At 46.0% G+C, this 22122-nt stretch carries 15 protein-coding genes; 12 read left to right on the top strand and 3 right to left on the bottom strand.

Annotated features, from left to right (window positions below):
* Nucleotides 1-19: 19 nt before the first annotated feature.
* From peaB to GY843_RS05830, 9 genes are all read left to right on the top strand, one after another.
* Nucleotides 20-1453, top strand: coding sequence for a quinohemoprotein amine dehydrogenase maturation protein (gene peaB / locus GY843_RS05870; protein WP_297307481.1), 1434 nt, complete (start codon nucleotides 20-22; stop codon nucleotides 1451-1453).
* Between the two features lie 4 nt (nucleotides 1454-1457).
* Nucleotides 1458-1781, top strand: coding sequence for a quinohemoprotein amine dehydrogenase subunit gamma (gene qhpC / locus GY843_RS05865; RefSeq protein WP_297307479.1), 324 nt, complete (start codon nucleotides 1458-1460; stop codon nucleotides 1779-1781).
* Between the two features lie 12 nt (nucleotides 1782-1793).
* Nucleotides 1794-2909, top strand: a complete 1116-nt coding sequence (gene peaD, locus GY843_RS05860) for a quinohemoprotein amine dehydrogenase subunit beta (protein WP_297307477.1) — start codon at nucleotides 1794-1796, stop codon at nucleotides 2907-2909.
* A 94-nt stretch (nucleotides 2910-3003) separates the two neighbouring features.
* Nucleotides 3004-4755 (top strand): ABC transporter ATP-binding protein, encoded by a 1752-nt coding sequence (locus GY843_RS05855; protein ID WP_297307475.1) that lies wholly within the window; start codon nucleotides 3004-3006, stop codon nucleotides 4753-4755.
* Nucleotides 4748-5419 carry a S8 family serine peptidase gene (locus GY843_RS05850; RefSeq protein WP_297307473.1) on the top strand — a complete coding sequence of 224 codons (672 nt, stop codon included), beginning with the start codon at nucleotides 4748-4750 and terminating at the stop codon, nucleotides 5417-5419. Before GY843_RS05855 ends, GY843_RS05850 begins: the two co-directional genes overlap by 8 nt.
* 37 nt (nucleotides 5420-5456) lie before the next feature.
* The gene (locus GY843_RS05845; RefSeq protein WP_297307471.1) at nucleotides 5457-6794 is read left to right on the top strand and encodes an FAD-dependent monooxygenase; all 1338 of its coding nucleotides are present in this window, start codon (nucleotides 5457-5459) and stop codon (nucleotides 6792-6794) included.
* Between the two features lie 174 nt (nucleotides 6795-6968).
* Complete coding sequence (locus tag GY843_RS05840) at nucleotides 6969-8276, top strand: hypothetical protein (protein ID WP_297307468.1); 1308 nt, start codon at nucleotides 6969-6971, stop codon at nucleotides 8274-8276.
* A gap of 82 nt (nucleotides 8277-8358) precedes the next feature.
* Nucleotides 8359-9771: an aldehyde dehydrogenase family protein gene (locus GY843_RS05835; RefSeq protein WP_297307467.1), complete on the top strand. Its 1413-nt coding sequence runs from the start codon at nucleotides 8359-8361 to the stop codon at nucleotides 9769-9771.
* A 136-nt stretch (nucleotides 9772-9907) separates the two neighbouring features.
* On the top strand, nucleotides 9908-10537 hold the full coding sequence (locus tag GY843_RS05830) for a hypothetical protein (RefSeq protein WP_297307465.1): 630 nt from the start codon (nucleotides 9908-9910) through the stop codon (nucleotides 10535-10537).
* 80 nt (nucleotides 10538-10617) lie between these two features.
* Here GY843_RS05830 and GY843_RS05825 read toward each other — a convergent pair whose 3' ends face one another.
* Nucleotides 10618-11661: a 2Fe-2S iron-sulfur cluster-binding protein gene (locus tag GY843_RS05825; protein ID WP_297307463.1), complete on the bottom strand. Its 1044-nt coding sequence runs from the start codon at nucleotides 11659-11661 to the stop codon at nucleotides 10618-10620.
* A gap of 109 nt (nucleotides 11662-11770) precedes the next feature.
* Nucleotides 11771-12802, bottom strand: a complete 1032-nt coding sequence (locus GY843_RS05820; protein ID WP_297307461.1) for a hypothetical protein — start codon at nucleotides 12800-12802, stop codon at nucleotides 11771-11773.
* Between the two features lie 401 nt (nucleotides 12803-13203).
* Here GY843_RS05820 and GY843_RS05815 point away from each other — a divergent pair, with 401 nt between their 5' ends.
* From GY843_RS05815 to GY843_RS05805, 3 genes are all read left to right on the top strand, one after another.
* Complete coding sequence (locus tag GY843_RS05815) at nucleotides 13204-14994, top strand: methyl-accepting chemotaxis protein (protein ID WP_297307458.1); 1791 nt, start codon at nucleotides 13204-13206, stop codon at nucleotides 14992-14994.
* A gap of 165 nt (nucleotides 14995-15159) precedes the next feature.
* Entirely contained in the window at nucleotides 15160-19089 is a 3930-nt protein-coding gene (hrpA, locus tag GY843_RS05810; protein ID WP_297307455.1) for an ATP-dependent RNA helicase HrpA, read from the top strand.
* Nucleotides 19090-19484: 395 nt separating this feature from the next.
* On the top strand, nucleotides 19485-20498 hold the full coding sequence (locus tag GY843_RS05805) for a porin (RefSeq protein ID WP_297307453.1): 1014 nt from the start codon (nucleotides 19485-19487) through the stop codon (nucleotides 20496-20498).
* Nucleotides 20499-20711: 213 nt separating this feature from the next.
* On the opposite strand, the gene GY843_RS05800 is transcribed toward GY843_RS05805, so the two are convergent.
* Nucleotides 20712-22067, bottom strand: a complete 1356-nt coding sequence (locus GY843_RS05800) for a class II 3-deoxy-7-phosphoheptulonate synthase (RefSeq protein WP_297307489.1) — start codon at nucleotides 22065-22067, stop codon at nucleotides 20712-20714.
* Between the last annotated feature and the right edge of the window lie 55 nt (nucleotides 22068-22122).

Raw genomic sequence — 22122 nt, 5'->3', positions numbered from 1 at the left:
AAGAAAGAACGAGGTGAATATGGGATCTCTATCTCTGGTAAAACCGAACATCCATCTGGTCAATCTGAAAGAGCGGACTATGCTGTTTCATGTTCCGACAAGTGGTCTGTTCGAACTGGATAATATGGGCAGGGATGTCATTGATCTGTTCAGTAACGAGGGTGAAGTTACTGCGACGATGATCAAAGATAATCTGGCTGGGCGTTATGCTGCTGGCGAGCTGTCTGAGCTATTGGAAGACCTGAAATCTATGCAGGTGATCCACGATAGCACTGGCGTAGCTGCTTACAATCCAGAGCCGAAAAAAATAGAGAACTTTCCGCTGACGACGGTGGTTCTGAACGTTAACACCGGGTGTAACCTGAGTTGTACCTACTGCTACAAAGAAGATCTGACCACCCCCTCGGCAGGTCTGAAAATGGAAGTGGATACAGCGATTCAATCAGTCGAGATGTTACTGAAGGAATCTCCGGATCAGAAACAATACAACGTTGTTTTCTTCGGAGGAGAACCGCTCTCCAACATGCCGTTGATCCGTGAAGTGGTAGCTTATTGTGAGCGCCGTTTTGCTGATCTGGAAGCGCGCGTCGACTTTACTATGACGACCAATGCAACTCTTCTCAATGAAGAATTGGTGGACTGGTTTAACGAACACCGCTTCGGTCTGACTATCTCTATGGATGGGCCAAAGGCAATGCATGATAAGAACCGTATCACGGTAGGTGGTCAGGGTACTTATGATGTAGTGAAGAAAAAAGTGGATATGCTGCTCTCGCGTTATACCGCACGTCCTGTGGGATGTCGTGTAACGCTGACCAAAGGCATTACCGATGTGGAAACCATATTCAACCATCTGTACCACGATCTTGGCTTTGCTGAGGTGGGATTCGGTCCGGTGACATCCGGAGATATTGCTGAGTTCAACCTTAGTGGCGAAGAGATGGAGAAAGTTTTTGAAGGGCAGAAGGTTCTGGGGCGTAAATACCTGGAAGCTGCTCTGCAGAACAAGAACTTTGGCTTTGGCAACATGCATCAGCTAATGACTGATCTGCATGAAGGCACTAAAAAGCAGTTGCCATGTGGTGCAGGCGTAGGGCTTCTGGCGGTAGATAAAGAGGGTGGTTTGAACCTCTGTCACCGTTTTACCGGCTCCGATCAACCCCTGTTTGGTGATGTGGAAAAGGGTATAGATAAACCTGCTCTGGCTTCTTTTATTGAGGAGCGTCTGGATCGAACCGGTAAAGGCTGTGAAACCTGCCGAATCCGTAATATCTGTTCTGGCGGTTGCTATCACGAAAGCTATGCAAAATATGGCGATCCTGCGATCCCGTCCTACCACTACTGTGACCTGCTACGTGACTGGGTCGATTTTGGGGTAGAGATTTATTCGCAGATTATGCTGGAGAACCCAGGGTTCTTCGATGCATATGTATCTCCACGAAGAGGTGCTTAACAAGATGAAACATTTAAAGTCTTTTAACAAAAAAGCAAAAATGCTGGACGCTGCTGTTTCAAATAATGAAGTAGAAGAAGTAGTAGCGATGCAGTCAGTTGTTGGTTGTACATCAATCAACGACCCAGGTTGGGAGGTAGACCCGTTTGGTGGTGTTGCTTCTCTGTGTCAGCCGCTGGAATCTGACCTGTATGGTTGTGCCGACGCGTGCTGGTGGCCTGCTCAGGTACCGGACACTATGAATACTCACCCAACATGGGGTGCAGATAATCCTAAGCCAAATGAAGATTGGCGTCGTGTTGAAGCGATCTTCCCGGAATCTGAATAAGGAGCTGGACTGATGAAAATGAAACAGATGAAAGCTCTGGGAGCAGCGGTTGCTGGTGCATCAGTAATGATGGCTAGCCTGACAGCTCAGGCTGCAACTGAAGAGTATATCCTTACGGTGACTAAGCCTAACCAGCTACATATCATCGATACCAAAACTGACAAAGTACTGCGTACGTGTGATGTGCCAGGCGTTTTCGGTAACGGTGGTATCGCGATGTCTCCTGACGGCCACACTGCTTACGTGATGACTAACAAGTGGGAAGATGTATACGGCTTTGATGTTGATAGCTGTAAGATCAAATTCTCTATGAAGCAGTCTACGCCTAAAGAGCAAGTGAAGAGCATGATCTCTATGGCGATGAGTGCTGATGGTAAAGAGCTGTACACAGTTCAGAACCCAGTTGCCCGTCATAAGGATCACTTTGAAGTTAAGCAGCCTCGTCTGGCGGTTTACAACACTGCAGATGGCCTGAATGCTAAACCAGTACGTACATTCCCAGTGGATCGTCGTATCACAAAGCTGGGTGTAATTGAGAAGACCGGTGAAGTGATTCTGGGTGGTGGTGATGTGAAAGCGATCGATCCGAAGAACGGTAAGATCCGCACTATTGCTAAACTACAGAACTGGGATCGTAGCCCTGAGAAATGGGTACCAGCGGATGCTTTCCAAATGCATACTCTGGGTGAGCACGTAGGCGAGTACATCATGCCTTACTTCACCATCAAGTGGAACGGCGAGCCTGGCGATATGGAAAAGGCTGAGTTCCTGTGGGGTATGACACAGATCGATACTAAGACAGGTGAACATAAAACAGGTGAAGTTCTGCCGTTTGAGTTTATTGTGTTCAACTTCGTTACCGATCCGAACAACCGTGATATCGCTTACGGCGCATATAACCAGTTGTCCAAGCATGATCTGAAAACAGGTAAAACGCTGGCGGTGCAGCCGATGCACCACACCTACTACAATCTGAACATGACCACTGATGGTCGTAAGATTTACATGGGTGGTACTTCCAGTGATATCTCGATTCATGATCCGAAAACTCTGGAAAAAATCGGTTCGATTCAGCTGACAGGTGACATGTCTACTTCTGATCTGCGTCTTGCGAAAGTGCAGCGCTAAGATTAGGGTAATTAGTTGAATCCTAAGGACAAGGGGCGATTATATCGCCCCTTTTTTCTCTTCAACCTACAGAATAAAAGAGTATTAAGTATCTATGCTGAAGTGGCTGTCACGCACAGTAACCCATGATAACCCTGAGCAACTGGAGCAGGCGTTCCGCTGGCTTTATAGCTTTGTTAAGCCGCAAAAGCGGGCTATTCTGGGGTTATTGCTGCTCTCTCTGGCTGCTTCCGCATTGGTATTGTTACAACCCTGGCTGACCAAAACCCTGATTGATGATGGGCTTTTGGCCGGGGATTATCCCGCACTGGTGGTGATCGCCATTGCTATGGTGATTGTTGGCATTATTAGTACAACGCTGTCCGGGGTGAATCGCTATCTACATACCCGGCTTTCTGGGCGGATTCTGTTTGCCCTGCGTAATGACCTTTACCAGCATCTACAATCACTATCACCTCTCTTCTATGGAAAACACCGTATCGGTGATCTGATGTCACGCCTGGATGGCGATGTGGCCCAGATCCAGCGCTTTGCCGTAGATAGTTTGTTCTCTGCAGTCAGCAGTATCTTTGGTCTGGTGGGCGCAGCAGTGATGATGTTGTTTCTTTCCTGGGAACTGTCGTTATTGGTACTAGTGTTGATTCCACTAGAGGTTCTCTGGTTACGCTGGATGCGGCAGAAGGTTGAGGTCAGGACCCGTCGCTTGCGCGAACGCTCTGCAGATATATCCAGCTTTCTGGTGGAAACACTGCCAGCGATGAAATTTATTCAGTCAGTGTCTCAGGAACCCCGTGAACGCAAAAGACTGGAAGGTTTGAATGATCATTATCTGAGAGACCTGTTAAAGCTCCAGGTTACCGAATTCTTCACCCAGGCTATTCCCTCTACATTAACTTCACTGACCCGTGCCTGTGCCTTTCTGATAGGTGGCTATTGGGTAATTGAGGGTAGTTGGCAGTTGGGATCTCTGATTGCATTCTCCACTTACCTGGGGATGGCAGTAGGGCCGGTTAATAGTCTGTTGGGTCTGTATGTCGCGATTCAGCGTATGAGCGTGAGTTTGGGCAGGGTTAATGAGTTGCGACTGCACCAACCTACCGTTGTGCAAAACCAAGTGGATAGAGAGAAACTACCCGAAGATGGGTGTGGTGAGCTGCAAATTAAAGATCTCTGTTTCTCTTATTCCGGCCGAGAGCAGAGTGTATTTGATCGGGCTGATGCAATTATTTCAGCTGGCAGCAAAGTTGCTCTGACAGGGGCATCGGGTGTTGGTAAATCAACATTGGTTGATCTGCTTCAGCGCCATTTTGAACCGCTTTCAGGTTCTATCACTTTGGATGGTGTCTCTATTCAGAAAATAGATCCTACTGAGCTGCGCTCTCAGGTTGCTGTGGTCAGTCAGGAGATTGTGTTGTTCCGAACCTCCTTACTGGAAAATCTGCGTTATGCTGCTCCAGGGGCTTCTTACGATGAAGTGCTTAGAGCAACCGAGCAGGCACAGTTGAGTGATTTGGTTGAGCAGCTTCCAGAGGGAATAAATTCTGAACTGGGTGAACGAGGGCAACAGCTATCCGGTGGTCAGCGCCAGCGAATTGCCATAGCCCGTGCATTGTTACAAAACCCTCGTGTTCTGGTATTGGATGAAGCAACCGCAGCGGTAGATGAAGCAACCGAAGCCGAAGTGATTGCAGCCGTTGATCAGCTGTTCTCGGACAGAACCCGGATTCTTATCAGTCATCGAGCATCAACCATTGCGAGTGTTGATCAGCGTCTGGAACTTAAAGACGGTAAGTTAATATCTGAATTACAGCCTACATCAACGAAAGTGGAGCTCAGCGATGCTTAAAGTTGGGGTGGTTGATAGCGGCTTTCGTGAGGATCAGATCGAGTGGATTGAGGATGCCGCCAGTTTCTATCTCAAGGATGCAAGATTATGGATGGGCGATCCAGAATTCGATCAAATAGACCATGGCTGCAGAATTATCGACATTATTCACCATCATTGCCCCGAAATTGAGCTATACAGTGCTCAGGTATTTGATCGTCAGGGGGTAACCTCACCGGCACAGGTAGCTGCTGCGATTAACTGGCTATGTGACCAAAAAGTTAATCTGATCAATCTGAGTCTGGGGTTACGTCAGCATAGAGAAAATCTCGCAGAAGCGGTACAACGCGCGTTGAGTGAAGGTGTCATCGTTTGTGCATCTTCACCGGCTCGGGGGGATCCGGTATATCCTTCTGGTTATCCGGGAGTATTTCGTATGACAGGAGATGCTCGCTGCTCAATTGATGAGATTACCTGTCTGGAAACAGAGTTTGCCGATTTCGGAGGGCACGTTTTGGGTCTGGATCAGGAGCAAGCCAAAGCAGGTTCAAGTCTCGGATGTGCGCATATGAGTGGACATGTGGCTAAGCTACTTAGTGAGAATCCGGATTTGGAATTTGAGGCAGTGGGTAACGCTTTAAAGAAAAGAGCCAGTTATTTTGGCCCGGAACACCGGTTGTATTAACCCCGGAATTTCATGATCTATGTAGGTGGTGCGAGATATGATAGCTCAGCAACGTGAAATCGTTATTCTAGGAGGTGGGCCCTCGGGTGCAGCAGTTGCTCTGGGTCTGCAGAAGCTGGGTTATCAGCAGGTCACCGTTGTAGCTGAAGCACGCCCTTTTCGTGCGATGGAGGGGATCTCTGAGCGTGTAGTTGAAGGATTGCGTGGGGCTGGTTTTGATCATGCTCTTAGAAAACTCCCTGAACCCAGCGCCCGTTTTGTTACCTGGAATGGCCAGAGCAACCAGGCGAATACGGAACGTCTGATTGATCGTGCAGAGTTTGATAAAGCGTTGATGATGGATCTGGCTATTCAAGGTATTCACGTTATTCAAGGCCGTGTTGTTGATGTCAAAAGTGCTGAGTTTGGCCATGAAATAGAGGTGGGTACCGCTGGCGATCCGATTATTTTACAGGCCGATTTTATTGTAGAGGCACGAGGGCGAGCTGCTCCTTCGGCAAAACTGAAACGTCTACGTGGTGCTGAAACAGTATCCCTATTGCAGTATTGGCAGGGGGCGGAACTACCTTTGAGTTCTGCTGTACAGAGTTTTGAAAATGGTTGGGGTTGGTTTGCATCAGATGGGAGAGGGCGACGTTATCTCCAGCTTACATTTGATGTGAAAAGCAGTGTATTGCCAGAGAAATCTCGTTTAGTCGAGTTTTGTAATGAAAAGTTGGAAACTCTAACCCAAGCGCAACCTTTCCTTGATCAGGCACTACCTACCGGTGAGATCCATGCCCGAACCAGTACACCTATTCTCTGTGAAGAGGCTATAGGGGATAACTGGATCAGAGTAGGGGATGCGGCAATGTCGGTTGATCCTCTCTCTGGGAATGGCATATTCCAGACCCTTTCTTCATCTCTCCAAGCTCCTGCAGTGATTAATACACTGCTAGCTAAGCCTCATAAAGCTAGATTAGCTCAACAATTCCATCAGTTACGTATTACGGAACTGTTCTATCGTTTTGCACGAATTGGCCGTGATTTCTACGCCATGGAAGAACAGTGGAGAGATCAGCCATTCTGGCAGGTCAGACGTCAGTGGCCTGATGATCAACCTATTCACCTTGATCCGGATATCGATCAGGTTCAGGTAGCTAAACGACCGGTTATCCAAAATGGATTTGTTGATCTGGCAGATGTCGTGATTACGCCTGATCAACTACTGGGTATCTGGCACCTGTCAGGCTTACCGTTGGCACCCGTGGTTGAGCTCTATAAGCAACATTTTAGTAGTGGTGCTTTCTTACAGGAACTGGCGGAAACCTACCCTGATCCACGGCAGCAGCAGATGTTTATAAACTGGCTGAAACAACAGAAAGCAGTGCTGTAAGGCCATTTCTTATAGCGCTTGTTACAAGCTGTTACATATGCAAACAAATTAAGACATCTTTCGCGAATCTGGTTTACACCCCGCAGTTAAGCTTTTGTTATCAAAATCCGGACAGAGAACCGGGTAGATACTAACAATAAAAGCAATGACTGTGACGGTGGAGGAACCATCCAGATGAAAAGAACATTCACTAAATCCTTGTTGACAGCTGCCGTTGTCATGGCAACCAGTTCAGCTTCTGCTATCAATCTTTATGATAAAGATGGCACTACGCTTGATCTGAACGGTATCGGTTTTGTCGGCCACTTCAGCAGTGATGAAACCTATGGTAACGCCGATTCTAGTCCTTCATGGCAGGAAGCAGCGGTAACCTATGGTCTATATGGAAACAAAGCGCTAGAAAACGTTTCCCTCTACGGTGGTCTTGCAGCAATTACTACGTGGGTAGATGGTGATGGCGATGCCGCAGGTAACTCAAGCGGTAACGAAGGTTCTGAAACTGATATCGAAGAAGCGTTTATTGGTATAGCAGGCAACGGCTGGGATTTTTCTTTCGGTCAACAGGGCTTCCATTTAGGTGATGGTTTCCTGATCTGGGATGATGGTTTGAACTTAGGTGATGTTAGTGGTTTTGCGCCTGAGCTTAACCGTGGCGGTACGTACTGGCTCGGCGGTAGTAGCCGTAAATCATTTGGCGAGACAGCTATCCTGCGCCTGGGTCAAGAAGAGGGCATTCGTGGTGATGTTTTCTGGTTGAAGTCTGATAACAAAGCCCAGGCTGAAACAGAACTGGCAGGTATTAATGTTGAACACATCTCTGATGTAGGTACTTTTGGTGCGTCCTATATCAAAGGCATGGATGTTACACCTTCAGGTGCTCTTGGAGGCGCGCTGGATAATACTCACCGTGATGGCCAGAAAACTGTCAGCGTGAGATATCAGGGTAATGCCGGTGTTGAAAACCTGTTCCTTTCTGCTGAATTTGCATCTCAGGATCAGGGTGATGCTACCCGTGAAGATGGTGATGCATGGTATGTGGAAGCTGGCTGGACTTTTGCTGATGTAGATTGGTCGCCGATGGTAAGCTATCGCTACAGCACATTTGATGATGGTTTCGATCCGCTATTCTTCGCTTTCTCTCGTGGCTATGGTACTTGGTTCCAGGGTGAGGTTGCAGGTAACTACGCTGGCCCATACAACACTGGAGCAGATATTCACCACCTCTCAGTAGTTGCTAGCCCATCCGAAACTCTACGAGTTGGTGCTCATTACTTTAAGTTTGAAGATACTATCAACCCATTTGCTGGCCCAGGCTCTAGTAACGATGCCGATGAGATCAACCTTTGGGCTGAATGGGTAGTCAATGAGAACCTGATTATCAGTCCTCTGGTGAGCTTCTATACACCTGATGATGCTTCTAGCGTTCAGGGTAATACAGACACCAATACTTACTTTCAGATGATCGCAATCGTACCTTTCTAACCCCTTCGGAAATCTGATTGCATTCTGAATGCCGGGTGTAATGCCCGGCAAGTTTCCAAGAGTAAAAAATTAGGCGCTTTATATGAATAACAACTACAACATGATTATTAACGGTCAGCCGGTCGCACCCGGTAATGGCTCTTTTCCAGTAATTGATCCGGCAACCGCATCCCCCTTCGCTGATTGCCCTTGTGCTTCTGTTGCGCAGTTGGATCAGGCGGTGGATGCAGCTGAGGCCGCTTTTAAAAGTTGGAAATTGGTATCCCATGAAGAGCGCCAGGCTCTACTACATAAGATCGCAGATAAAATCGAAGAGAATGCTGCGGAACTAGCAGAAATCATCGTTAAGGAGCAGGGAAAACCTATGTTCCTGGCGCAGATGGAAGTCGGTGGTTCTGTTGGCTGGACACGTTATACCGCTGATCTTGAAGTACCTGTAGAGGTGGTTGAAGATAGCGAAAACAAGCGCATTGAAATGCACCGCAAACCTATCGGTGTTGTAGGCTCTATTCTGCCTTGGAACTGGCCTCTGATGATTGCGGTTTGGCATATCATGCCAGCTCTGCGTACCGGTAATACGGTAGTTGTTAAGCCTTCACCGCTAACACCATTTAATACGCTTCGTTTGGTTGAGCTAATAAACGAAGTTGTACCTGCAGGTGTTGTGAATATTGTGACTGATCAGGATCAGATCGGTCCTGCTATGAGTTCCCATGAGAAGATTGGCAAAATTGTTTTCACGGGTTCTACACCAACAGGTCAGCACATCATGCGTAGTGCTGCGGCTAACCTGAAGCGTCTTACCCTTGAGCTGGGTGGTAATGATGGCGGTATCGTATTACCAGGTGCTGATCTTGATGCGATTGCTGGTGGTATTTTCCAGACAGCATTCCTGAATATGGGACAGACCTGTGCGGCGCTAAAACGCTTGTACGTTCATGAATCCCAGTATGATGAGTTAGCAGAGAAACTCATTAACATTGCCAAGGAACAGAAGGTTGGTAGTGGTTTTGAAGAGGGCGTTACTTTTGGCCCTATGCAGAACAAGATGCAATACGATCTGGTCAATGGCCTGATCGACGATGCACGCAGTAATGGTGCAACAATTAATGAAACCGCAGCTATTCCTGAGGGTGAGGGCTACTTCATTGCACCAACAATTGTGACAGGTGCAAAAGACGGTATGGCTTTGGTTGATAAAGAACAGTTTGGTGCTGCGCTGCCAATCATCGCCTACAGCGATGTTGAAGATGCCATCGCCCGTGTTAACGCCAGTGAAAATGGTTTAGGTGGTTCGGTATGGGGTTCTGATCTTGATGAAGCCCAGCGTATAGCCTCTCAGCTTGAGTGCGGTACTGCATGGATCAACGGACATGCTGAAGTACTACCTCATGCGCCATTTGGTGGCTGTAAGATGTCTGGTTTTGGTGTCGAGTTTGGCCAGGAAGGTCTTCTGGAATACACCACAATTCAGGTGGTTAACATCAATAAATAAGTTTCAACACTTTTCCTCAAAAGTGCTCCAAGTTTATGGCTCTACTTACTTGGATTCTTTGGGGCTGGAGATCAGCCCCGCTTTTTATCAATAGGGATCTAATCGGGCTTCTTTGATTATTTCGCTCTCAAGTCACATGCGTGATACTTGGTTTTTAGGGGTTCCTCAGGAACCCCTTTTTTTATGGTTTTCCATGTTTAAATTAGAGGTGAATATGGATTTCAAACACAATATTGAAACTAATATTCCACTACTGGAAGAAATTTTAGGGAGTTGGAAATCAGTTATAGGCACAGAGTACGAGGGATACAGAAACCACGTATATCGGATGTATTACTGTTGCTTATTGCTGAGTGATACAGATGAAGAGAGTAAGCAGAAGTTACAGATTGCTGCTGCATTCCACGATATAGGTATCTGGATTGATAACACTGTGGACTACATACCACCTTCGATACCCCCTGCTATGAGCTATCTTGAAACGAATGGACTTGAGGGCTGGGCAGAAGAGATCAGTTTGATGATATCTGAACACCATAAACTTACCCGCTTTACCGATTCTCAGTACCCGCTGGTGGAGATTTTTCGGAAAGGTGATTTGGTTGATTTTTCCTTTGGCCTGTTTAAGTTTGGGATTCCTTCCGCGAAACTGCGAGACGTGATGGATGCATTTCCCAATGCCGGTTTTCATAAAAATTTGGCCAAGCGAGCAGGGAGATGGTTTCTCAAGCACCCGCTTAATCCATTGCCGATGATGAAGTGGTAATGGGTTGTTACGGACATAAAAAAACCTGCCTTATGGCAGGTTTTTTTGTTCCAGCGAAATGGTTTAAATGGCGTTAAACCTTAAACCAACCGATCCTCTCCAGGAGAAACCGGCAGGGCCTGATCAAAGAACCCTTCGCTGTGAATCATATCGTCATTAGCGCCCAGAGCTTTAGACGCTTCTGCACAAGCATCAACAAATTCTGGACTTCCCGCAATATAGATTGAGTATTTAGAGAGATCAGGATAAAGGTCACCAAGAATGGCTGGAATACGGCCATGCTTAAAGCCTTCTTTCTCTTCCTGAGTTAGTGTCGGAATAAACTTAAAGCGGCGGTGTTTCTTATTCCAGAACTCAAGCAGACCGCGAGAGTAAATATCTTCCTCTTTCTTACCGGAGAACACCATGTGCACAGGTTGTTTAAAACCACGACGTAGTGCAGCATCAGCCAGAGACAGGATCGGTGCCAGACCTGTACCCGCTACAAGACATAGAACAGGGCCATCAGTACTTGGATCGCCGATGAAGGTGCCATAAGGACCTGAAACGTTCAGCATTTCTCCAGGGAACAGATTGTCATGTACCCAGTTACTGGTTCCGCCTTCAGGTACACGGGTGATCTGCAGAACGATTTCACCATCATTGGTTGGTGCGTTAGCGATGGAATAACAGCGCGGCGTTATCTTGCGCTCAATGTCATTTACCATCACATATTGCCCAGGCCAGTAACGCATCTGGTTACCCACCGGGCGGATTCTTAGTTCAGTGATACGTGGTGTACGTTCTATACGATCAACAACAATAAAACGGATATTTTCTGATGGTGGGAACAGTTTTGGCTGAGCATCCTCTGTACCCCATTCTATCTCAAGTTCGTTCGACAGAGGCTTACACATACACATCAGGCCATAGCCCTCTGCACGCTCATCTTTCGATAGGGCCATGTCCATAACCATACCCTGGTCGAACTCACCACTATTTACTTTAACTTTACACTCGCCGCATGCACCGGCACGACAGTTATTCGGCAGGGCGTAACCGTGACGTTCCAGTGTTTCCAGAACCGTTTCACCTGCATTTGCTTCTACTTCTTTGCCGGAAGGAGCTAATCGTACAACACCCATAATATTCTCCTGAACTTGCTCACATAGACTGCTTATTTTTCTTAACTCAGGTACGAACAAGCCAAAGGGATCCCTTTGGCTTGTTTGAGTACCGTTATAGCTGAGGCGCTTAGAAGATTGGGATAATATCCGCAGCGTCCAGGTCAGCCTGAGTTACTTCTTCACCTGTGATACCTACTTCAGGGATTGCAGGGAATGGAGTGTCGTACTTATCCAGAACCGCTTTCAGGTTCAACATAGCTTCACGCCAGTTGTTTTTCTTACCTTCGTAAGTTGGGATACCGAAACCAGCTTCACGAGCGATTGCTTCTGCTTCACGCTGAGTAGAGATAAAGTCTTCTGGCAGATCCCAGAACTCTGCTGGTGGTTCGAACAGTACTGCAGACAGGAACAGGTAACCCGCACGGATCTGCTTAGTGATAACCTTTTTATCTTCGTCAGACAGGTTAGGGTAGTCACGCTCCATCAGTGTCAGGCAGATTGCCATGTGACGACCTTCGTCACGACCGATGTTTTTGAACGCTTCCTGGAAAACCATCTCTTCACAGCTTTCAGACATCTGCTTGAAGATAGTCGCTGCAGCAATCTCACCCATCAGGAATGAGCTAAACAGTACTGCCAGGCTGTATTTTGGCACGGCCTGTTTGTAACCATTCCAGTAACGGCCACCGTTGTAGTACAACCATGCAGCGTTACGCTTCAGGCGTTTACCCAGATCAGTTTTTGGTTCGTACTCAAGTGGGCTGTTGCATTCCAGCAGTTTAGTGATAGCCAGACCACACATCTGCTCGTGGTTCTGTTCATCACGCGTTACAGAGAAGAAGCAACGACGAATTGCGTCTTCTTCGTGATCTTCATAAGTTTTGATGAATGCTTCAGCAAATACTGGAGGAGCAGAAGCATCAAATACAGACAGCAGTGTCCACCAGTAAGCCATCGCTTCACGCTCTTCCCAAGAGTAGCTTTCTACATCGAAAGTTTCCCATGGCAGATCTTTAGGATTCCATGCTTCACGCAGAGAGGCATCCCATACTTCTTCCGCTTTGGTGGTTTTAGTTTCCCAGCTCAGCGGATAAATATTCGGCTGTGGTGTTGCTGGTGGCATGTCCATTGTGTTGGCGATCTTGTCGTGTGAAGCCATGTTCTCTAAACCTCGTAAATACGTTTTTGTAATTATGTTGCTTGCTTGTCATTTGCCTGACGTTTTGAAAGGTTATTTTAAGTGATACAAAAAAGCAAGAAAAATTATTAAATTGCGTATCATGACTTTTGTGTGGTTATTAAGGGAGAGATTTATATGTTAAGTAAATCTTTACAACTATCTGAAAATTCTGGGTTTTATTCGTTTGTTTATATGATTTACGGCTTTTCTTTATCTGGATTTAGGCTTCACTTTAGTATGTAAAAAAATGTAACAAATAAGGTTTGTTTGTAATGTGATACCTTTTTTTGTTTTTTTTGTAAAAAAACGTGTCTTTTGTTGTTATTATTTGCTTGCTACTTTGGTATTAATTCTAAAAATAATAAGAGAGGGCTATTACTGTGAGTATCTATAAAGCGGTCGAGAAGACGTTCTTTAATACGCTGACTAAGAAGATTACGGGTAATGTGATCTTTCTGTTGATTCCTAACTTGATCATTATGGGGATTGGCTATTGGGTGTATCAGGAGCTTTCTTTATTACATGGCTTATTGGGAAATGAGCATGAGGGAAGTGAGCAGCTTGTTTCTATCAGTGATTCCCTATTCGGCGCCGCTTCACTTCTTCTGGCATTTACGATAATTGCCGGTGTGTTCAGTATTCTGTTTATGCGCTATCTCTTTTTAAGACCTATAGAGGATATGACACATGTTCTTAGAGGGGTGAAAGATCGGGATGGTGATATCTCTGCCACATTGCCAGACCAGACATTCGATGAAATCTCTCAGATGGCGCAAAGCTATAATATGTTCTCTGATAGCTTAAAACAGATGATTGCCGATACTCGGCAGCGCAGTGTCAAGGTGTCTCTCAGTGCTAACCAGCTGCAGAAAGTGATCTTAGAAGCTAAGCAATCTGCTGAGTCTCAAGAGGACCAGGCAAGCAAGGTTTTCCAGGCAAGCCAGGAAGCCTCTCAGGCAATTTCCGGAATAGCGGAACATACTCAGAATATCTCCAACAGTAATGATAAAAACCTGCAAGAGATCCGTGGTGCTGGTGAAGAGATGCGGCATGTTAAGGATCAGATGCGGGCCATTGAGCATCAGGTTTCTGATTTTCAGACGGTAGTAAAACAGTTGTCTGAAAACTCAGAAAATATTCTTAAAGTACTAAATCTAGTGCAGGACTTTTCTGATCAGACCAATCTTCTGGCGTTGAACGCTTCCATCGAAGCTGCACGTGCTGGTGAGGCTGGTCGAGGCTTCTCAGTGGTAGCGGATGAGGTCCGTACTTTATCGCAGAAGGTAAATGAAGCTACCCAAGAGATTGATCTGAATGTTAATCAGATGGTCTCGCTGGTTGAGAATACCCGTTCAGGGGCCTCTAATATCATGGATTATGTATCTGATACTGATGGTTATATCTCGCAAACCAGTGAGAAATTTGAGTCGATGATTGCCGACTTTGAAGTGGTCAGTGGTCAGATGAGTGAGATCAGTGCTGCAATCGAAGAGCTGTCCTATACCAATGACAATACCCATACTCATGTAACTGAGATTACGTCTCTATCCAATACGATTAAATCTGAGATGGGGTTATCTGCTGATCACTCGCTTGAGCTGGAAGCTGCGACAGAAGAGATGCAGGAGCTACTATCTCGATTCAGCATCGGTTTTGGTGGCTTTGAAGATATTCTGCGTAAAACAAAAGAGGGTGCTGATAAGGTACAGGCTGGGTTGGAGGATCTGAGTACACGAGGACTAAATCTCTTCGATACGCAATATGTTCGTACGAATCCTAATCAGCAGCCTGAAAAATTTGATACATCATACACTGATGCTTTTGAACAGGTGATGCAGCCGATCTACGACAGTATTACTGCGGCAAACCCAGAGTTTGTGATTGCTTGCTCCTTTGACAAAAACGGCTACTGTCCAGCTCATAACAGTAAAATCTCCAAACCTATGACGGGAGACTTTACTGCTGATAATACATTTAGTCGCCATCGTCGAATGTATAACGCAAATCGTGCAGAACAGCGCCGCGCGAACCAATCTTCTCCATTCCTGCTACTGACCTTTATACGTGATACCGGCGAGGTGATGAACTCGATATCGATTCCTCTCTATGTGAATGGTCAGCTATGGGGGAATTTCTGTACAGGCTTCGCACCTGAATTGTTGCTTGACTAAATGGTCGAGGATTTCTTTATCGGTTACACGGAGGCGTTACCTTCTTCTGTGTAACCGGATTTTGATTATCAGATGCTGGATACACTTTGAGGATTAAAGGTGAAGAGGATGGTTTCATGCATTAGAATTACCGGCCTCATTGGTATTTGATTTAAGGCAACACACTTGGCTCAACGTAAGCAGCAGCTCAGATCTTTATTAGGTAACTGTAAAATTGCAGATCGGTTTCGTCTAAAGCGTCGTATTGATCGTTTAAAAGATGAGAGCCAAGGGGAAGTACTGACCAAGTTAATTGAAGATGTGGTTACTTCTTGTGAGTGGGTAGAGAATCGGAAGAAGTTATCGACAGATATTGTCTATCCAGATCTGCCTATCTCTTCTCGTCGTGAGGAGATCTCCAAAGCGATCCAGGAAAATCAGGTCATTGTCCTGGCCGGTGAAACTGGATCGGGTAAAACTACTCAGTTGCCTAAAATCTGTCTTGAACTTGGACTGGGTTGTAAAGGTCTGATTGGTCATACACAACCTCGTCGTCTTGCCGCTAGAACAGTAGCAAGCCGCATAGCGGAAGAGCTGGATACTCAGCTGGGGCAACGAGTTGGTTATCAGGTTCGTTTTCATGATCAAGTGAGTGAAACCTCACAGGTCAAGCTGATGACCGACGGTATCCTGCTGGCAGAAACCAAACATGATCGCTTTCTGGAGCAGTATGAGGTACTGATAATCGATGAGGCCCATGAAAGAAGCCTGAACATCGATTTTCTGCTCGGTTATATCAAGCGAATTCTTCCCAAACGCCCCGACCTTAAAGTCATCATTACCTCCGCGACTATAGATCTGGAGCGTTTCTCTAAGCACTTTAATAATGCGCCTGTAATTGAGGTTTCCGGAAGAACTTATCCTGTAGACGTTCTGTACCGCCCTCTGCATGAGATGGAAGGTGAGGATGAAAAAGCGCTGGATCTGCAGCAAGGGGTTTTGGCTGCGGTAGAAGAACTACTGGAGATCGATTTAAAGCAGGGGAAAGGTCCACAGGGGGATATACTGGTATTCCTGCCGGGTGAGCGGGAGATCAGGGAGACTGCTGATACGCTTCGCAAAGCGCAATTAAGGAATGTAGATGTCCTTCCTTTATATGCACGTCTTTCTCTTGCTGAACAGAATCGAGTGTTTCAGCGTGGTAAAGGATCAGTTGGCACGCGCATAGTGCTCTCAACCAATGTTGCAGAAACGTCCCTCACCGTACCTGGGATCAAATATGTTATTGATACTGGGTTGGCTCGTGTAAGTCGGTACAGCTATCGTTCGAAAGTTCAGCGCTTGCCTATAGAAGCGATATCTCAGGCAAGTGCTAATCAACGCTCTGGTCGTTGCGGCCGAGTATCTGAAGGTACCTGCATCCGTCTTTATTCTGAGGAAGATTTCGTCAGTCGCCCAGAATTTACCGATGCAGAGATTCGCCGCACTAATCTGGCAGCAGTAATCCTGCAGATGCTATCGCTTAAATTAGGGGATATCTCTGAATTTCCGTTTGTCGACCCGCCAGATAACCGTTATGTAAATGATGGCTTTAAGTTGCTGCAGGAATTGGGTGCGGTAGATGGTAAGCGCAATATCACCCGTACTGGATGGCAGCTATCTCGTCTACCGATAGATCCTCGTCTTGGCAGAATGGTGATTGAAGCTTCACGTAATAATTGTCTGCGTGAACTTCTCATTATTGCTAGTGCATTAAGTATTCAGGATCCAAGGGAGCGCCCACAGGAAAAACAGCAGGCCAGTGATGAGAAGCATCGTGCTTATGCACACGAGGAATCTGATTTCCTTACCTTTGTAAATCTATGGGATCTGTATGAAGAACAGCGTCAGGAGCTGAGTCAGAACCAATTAAGGAAATATTGTACTAAGCATTTCCTGTCTTACATGCGGATGCGTGAGTGGAGAGATACTCACCGACAACTGCATTTGATCTGTAAAGAGTTAAAAGAGCAGGACAAAAAGTTCGTTGAGCGGGATGAGCCGGCTTCATATGAGGCTGTGCATAAATCGCTAATGGCGGGATTACTTAGCCATATGGGCTTTAAACAGGAGAAAAAAGAATATCTAGGTGCTCGTAATCGACGCTTTTTCCTCTTTCCTGGTTCTATTGTTTATAAAAAAGCACCGAAATGGGTGATGGCAGCTGAGATGGTTGAAACCAGTCAGTTGTATGCCCGTTGCATTGCTCGTATTGAACCGCAATGGGCGGAGAAATTAGCCCCGCATTTAGTTAAGAAAAGCTACAGTGAGCCACACTGGGAGAAAAAGCGTGCTGAAGTGGTGGCTACGGAACAGGTCACTTTATACCGCCTAATTATCATCCCCAAACGTAAAGTCAGCTTCGGAAAGATAGATCAGGAACTCTCCCATGAAATCTTTATCCGCCATGCGCTGGTTGAAGGGGAGTTAGTTTCTAAAGCTCCTTTTATTCATAAAAACCGACAATTGCTGAAAGGCATCGAAGAGTTAGAGGCGAAATCTCGCCGTAAAGACCTGTTGGTGGATGAAGAGCAGCTTTATGAATTCTATCGCCTACGCCTCAAATCCCTGAAAGGCGAGCATATCGTTAATGGGGCGGGTTTTGAAAAATGGCGTAAACAGATAGAGCAAGAACAACCTGAGGCACTACTTATGCAGGAGGAAGATATCCTGCAGCGCTCGGCTGATCATGTATCTGCTCAGTCTTATCCTGATAACTTCAAGTGGGATAGTTCGCAGCTCAAACTGTTTTATAACTTTGAGCCTGGCACCAGTGATGATGGCGTAACACTTCAGGTTCCTCTACCTCTGCTCACCTCGGTGCCGCAACAGCAAATGGAATGGTTAGTGCCGGGCATGTTGGCGGAGAAATGTACTGCGATTATTAAAGGCTTGCCTAAACAGCAGAGAAAACACTTTGTACCTGTGCCCAACTATGTAGATGCATTCGTACAGGTAGCAGAGTTTGGTGTGGGTGATCTGTATGAAGCGCTGGCACACCAACTTCTGCGCATGACAGGAATAAGAATTCAACCTGCAGAATTGAGGGCTGTGGAGCTGCCAGCTCATCTGAATATGAACCTACGTCTGGTTAATGAAAAAGGGCGTTTGCTTGATGAGTCGAGAGATTGGGAAGCGCTGAATGCAGAACACGCATCTGAAATCAGCAAGCAGTTAACCAATACCGGGGAGAGTAGCTGGGGTAGGCAGGGGATTGTGCAATGGGATTTTGGGCAGTTAGAGCCTGTTATCAAAATCACTAAATATGCAGGTATGGAAGTTGATGCATTTCCGGCTTTAGCGGATGAAGGTGAAAATGTTCGATTGTGTTTACAAACCACTGCAGCGGAAGCAGAAGAAACATCGGTGCATGGGATAATCCGGTTAGCGTTACTAAATATGAAGGAGCAGGTTCGTTTTGCCCGCAAGCAATTGCAGGGTAATAACCTGACCCAGGCTGTTTTATACAGTGGAGGCGTATTTAGTAAAGATGAACTGGAAAAACAGATTATCTGGCAGGCGTGTCGGCAGTTGCTTCAATTGGATAATCAGTTGATCCGAGATCAGGACGATTTTTCGGAGAAATTGATCCATTGTAAATCCCATCTGGTTGAGCAGTGTGAGAAGGTTTTTTTGTTAGTGTTTCAAGCGGCTCAGTCTTTCCATAGCATCCAAAAACAGTTGAAAGGGAAAGTGCAGTTATCAGAGGTGGCAGTATTAAATGACATTAAGTCACAGTTGTCTGAACTTTTTGCTGCTAACTTTCTGAAAAATGTTAGCTACGACATATTGCAAAACTATCCGCGTTATCTAAAAGGGATTGAACTACGACTAGAGAAGTTCCGTAGGAATTTACGCCAAGAATGTTTATGGAGTGAGCAGCTAAAAGGTTTTATGGATCAATACCAAAAACGTTTGGATAAGCATCAGAAGCAAGGTGTTTATGATCCAGAGCTTAATGAATTTCGATGGATGATAGAGGAGTATCGAGTTTCGCTATTTGCTCAGCAACTGGGAACTCGAAAAACTGTCTCTGAAAAACGGTTAAAGCAGCAGTGGGTGAAGGTTTTACCTTGATTCAGATCAAATTTATTTATGTGTAATACCTTTGTCTCATCGGGAGGGGGGTATTATCGCTCTACAATAGGTTGCACAAGCTCTGTGGGTATGTTGTAATGCGCAAAATTTATGCGTAACTTGCTACTTAAGGTCTTGTATTAAAGGAGTAAATAGAGATCCTTATCTCGGGACTTACTCTTAGCTTTAAGGTATAGCAGCGCAGGTCGGCAGATAATTAAAGAAAACAAATAAATTGCCGACACAGGGATTCAAAAGAAAATGTTTCAATCTAACTGTTTGAAATATGTTCTTTTTATAGTATTTTCATGGTGTGGCTGTGTATAAACGCAGCGATACTAAGAAAAAATAAAATTCACTACTAGTATGTTGAATATATTGAAGGGGAAATGTTGATGAAAAAGTCACTGATTGCTCTGGCTGTAGCTGGCGCTCTGGCTACTCCAATGATCGCTCAGGCTGATGCTACTCTGTACGGTTCTTTCCGTGTGGTTTTGGAAAATGCTGATGGTCAGGATCTAAATCTGAGGGATGATTCTACACGAATCGGTATCAAAGGCGATGTGGATCTAGGTCTTGAAAACACTAAGGGTCTGTTTCACTGGGAAGCAAACCTTTCAACTGCTGATAGCAACCAATTCGGAGCTTCTACTAATGCGGCCAATAATGGTTTGAGTGGTAAAGGTAAGTCCATGTTCGGTGAGCGTCTGTCTTACCTAGGTGCAACCGGCCCTTGGGGTACGGCACTTGTTGGTCGTCAATACCACCCACACTATCTTTGGATCAATCTGGGTTCTACAGGTGCGGGTGTCCTGAATTCTCTGGTCGCTTCTGCTGGAGAATGGGGTTTTCTGGGTAACCAGTCTGATGGTGCTGTTTCTCACAAGCGTGTGGATAACACCGTTGCATACATTTCTCCTGTAATGAATGGTTTTCAGTTTATTGGTGGTGCCGTAGTTGCTGGCACAGGTGACGACAGTGCTGATGATGTTGACGGTTACAATGTTGCAGCTAAATACCATGCTAATGGTCTTACTTTGGCTGCTTCTTTTGCAGAAGTCGATGCTATTGACCGTGAGCTGTTAGGTCTATCAGCTAAATACACTACAGGTGCACTGACGTTAGCTGCCCGTTATGAAGACCGTGAAGTGGGTACCTCTATAGATTCGGATGTTATTGAGGTTTCTGGTGCATACAAAGTAGCTGATAATACTAAGGTTACACTGCGTTTTACACAGAAAGAAGTGAACGATGTTGAAGGTGAGTTGTGGGCTGCTGCTGTAGAGCGTACTATGGGTAAAGGGCGTATTTTTGCAGAAATCTATGAATTTGATTCTGGAGCGGAAAGTTCTGCTACGGAGATGAATGCTTCAGACCGAGTCCTGATTGGTTACCGCGTAGACTTCTAAGTTCGACATTTCCTTCTGGAAATTTGAAAAGGCCTCCTTCGGGAGGCCTTTTTCGTTTTTGGAGCTAGGTTATCTACTGAAGTAGGTAGTCATTTGTTTAGGCCTGGGCTAACGAGCTTTAGAGATCTTTTGTTAGTTCTGGGGATTAATTGTAGTGCCAAAGAGATACTAGCAAGGAGTATTCCTTCAGCACTTTATAGGCAGGTTAATAGCTTAATTTCGCGCTGCTTTAAGCGTATTTGCAATAAGAAACGCTAGTTCTAGAGCTTGTTCACCGTTCAGGCGGGGGTCGCAGTGAGTATGGTAGCGTTCGGCTAGATCGTGTTCAGTGATCTGGTATGCTCCGCCGATGCACTCTGTGACGTTTTGGCCTGTCATCTCAAAGTGAACGCCTCCAGCATGGGTGCCTTCCGCTTTATGTACCTCAAAGAAACCTTTCATTTCTCTTAGCACAGCATCAACGCTGCGGGTTTTATATCCGCTGGAAGCCTTGATGGTATTGCCGTGCATTGGATCTGAACTCCAGATAACCTGTTGGCCTGATGCTTTAACAGCTCGGACCAGTGGTGGTAGAAACTCCGTAATTTTATCTGCACCCATGCGGGCAATAAGAGTAACTCGTCCAGCTTTGTTATCTGGATTGAGGATGGAAAGTAATCTCTCCAGATCACTAACTTCTGTTGTTGGGCCTACTTTGATGCCGATGGGGTTTTGCACGCCTCTTAGGAATTCTACATGGGCGTGATCAGGCTGGCGTGTGCGATCGCCTATCCATAGCATATGCGCCGAGCAGTCATACCAGTCTCCTGAGATGCTATCGCGACGCGTCAATGCTTCCTCATAGCCGAGCAACAATGCCTCGTGGGAGGTGTAAAGGGTTGTTCCGTGAAGTTGTGGTGTATTGCGTGAGGTAATGCCACAAGCCTCCATAAAGCGTACCGCTTGATCTATACGGTCAGCTAGATCTTCGTATTTGTCGCTTAAAGGGCTGTTGCTGACAAAGTGCTGATTCCACTCGTGCACTTGATGTAGATCTGCAAAACCGCCGCTAGCAAAAGCGCGTACTAGATTGAGCGATGATGCCGCTTGGTGATATGCAGTTAGTAAACGCTCCGGATCTGCTTGGCGAGAGGATCTAGTGAAATCTATATCGTTGATGATGTCGCCCCGGTAGCTGGGTAACTCAACCCCATTAATTGTTTCCATGTCTGCGGAACGGGGCTTGGCATATTGGCCTGCAATACGTCCTACTTTCACTACTGGGCAGCTTGCAGAGAAAGTCATAACTACTGCCATCTGCATCAGTACTTTGAAAGTATCGCGGATTTTATTGGCACTGAATTCGCTGAAGCTCTCGGCACAGTCGCCACCTTGTAGAAGAAAAGCTCTGCCTTGAGTGACTTTGGCAAGGTCGGTCTTAAGTTGATTGATCTCTCCTGCAAAAACCAAAGGGGGCATTTGTTGAAGTTTACTTTCGGCTTCTTCAAGGGCTTGAGCGGAAGGGTATTGTGGCTGTTGAGCTATTGGTTTTTCTCTCCAGCTTGAAGGTGTCCAGATTGTTGGAGTCATTTGTATATCCCTACCAATACACATGTATTGGTTACTATAATCTTTGTGATTGAAG

It is taken from the genome of Neptuniibacter sp., from assembly GCF_024231755.1.
Taxonomy (GTDB): domain Bacteria; phylum Pseudomonadota; class Gammaproteobacteria; order Pseudomonadales; family Balneatricaceae; genus Neptuniibacter.
This window is presented reverse-complemented; position numbering and strand designations above follow the sequence as displayed.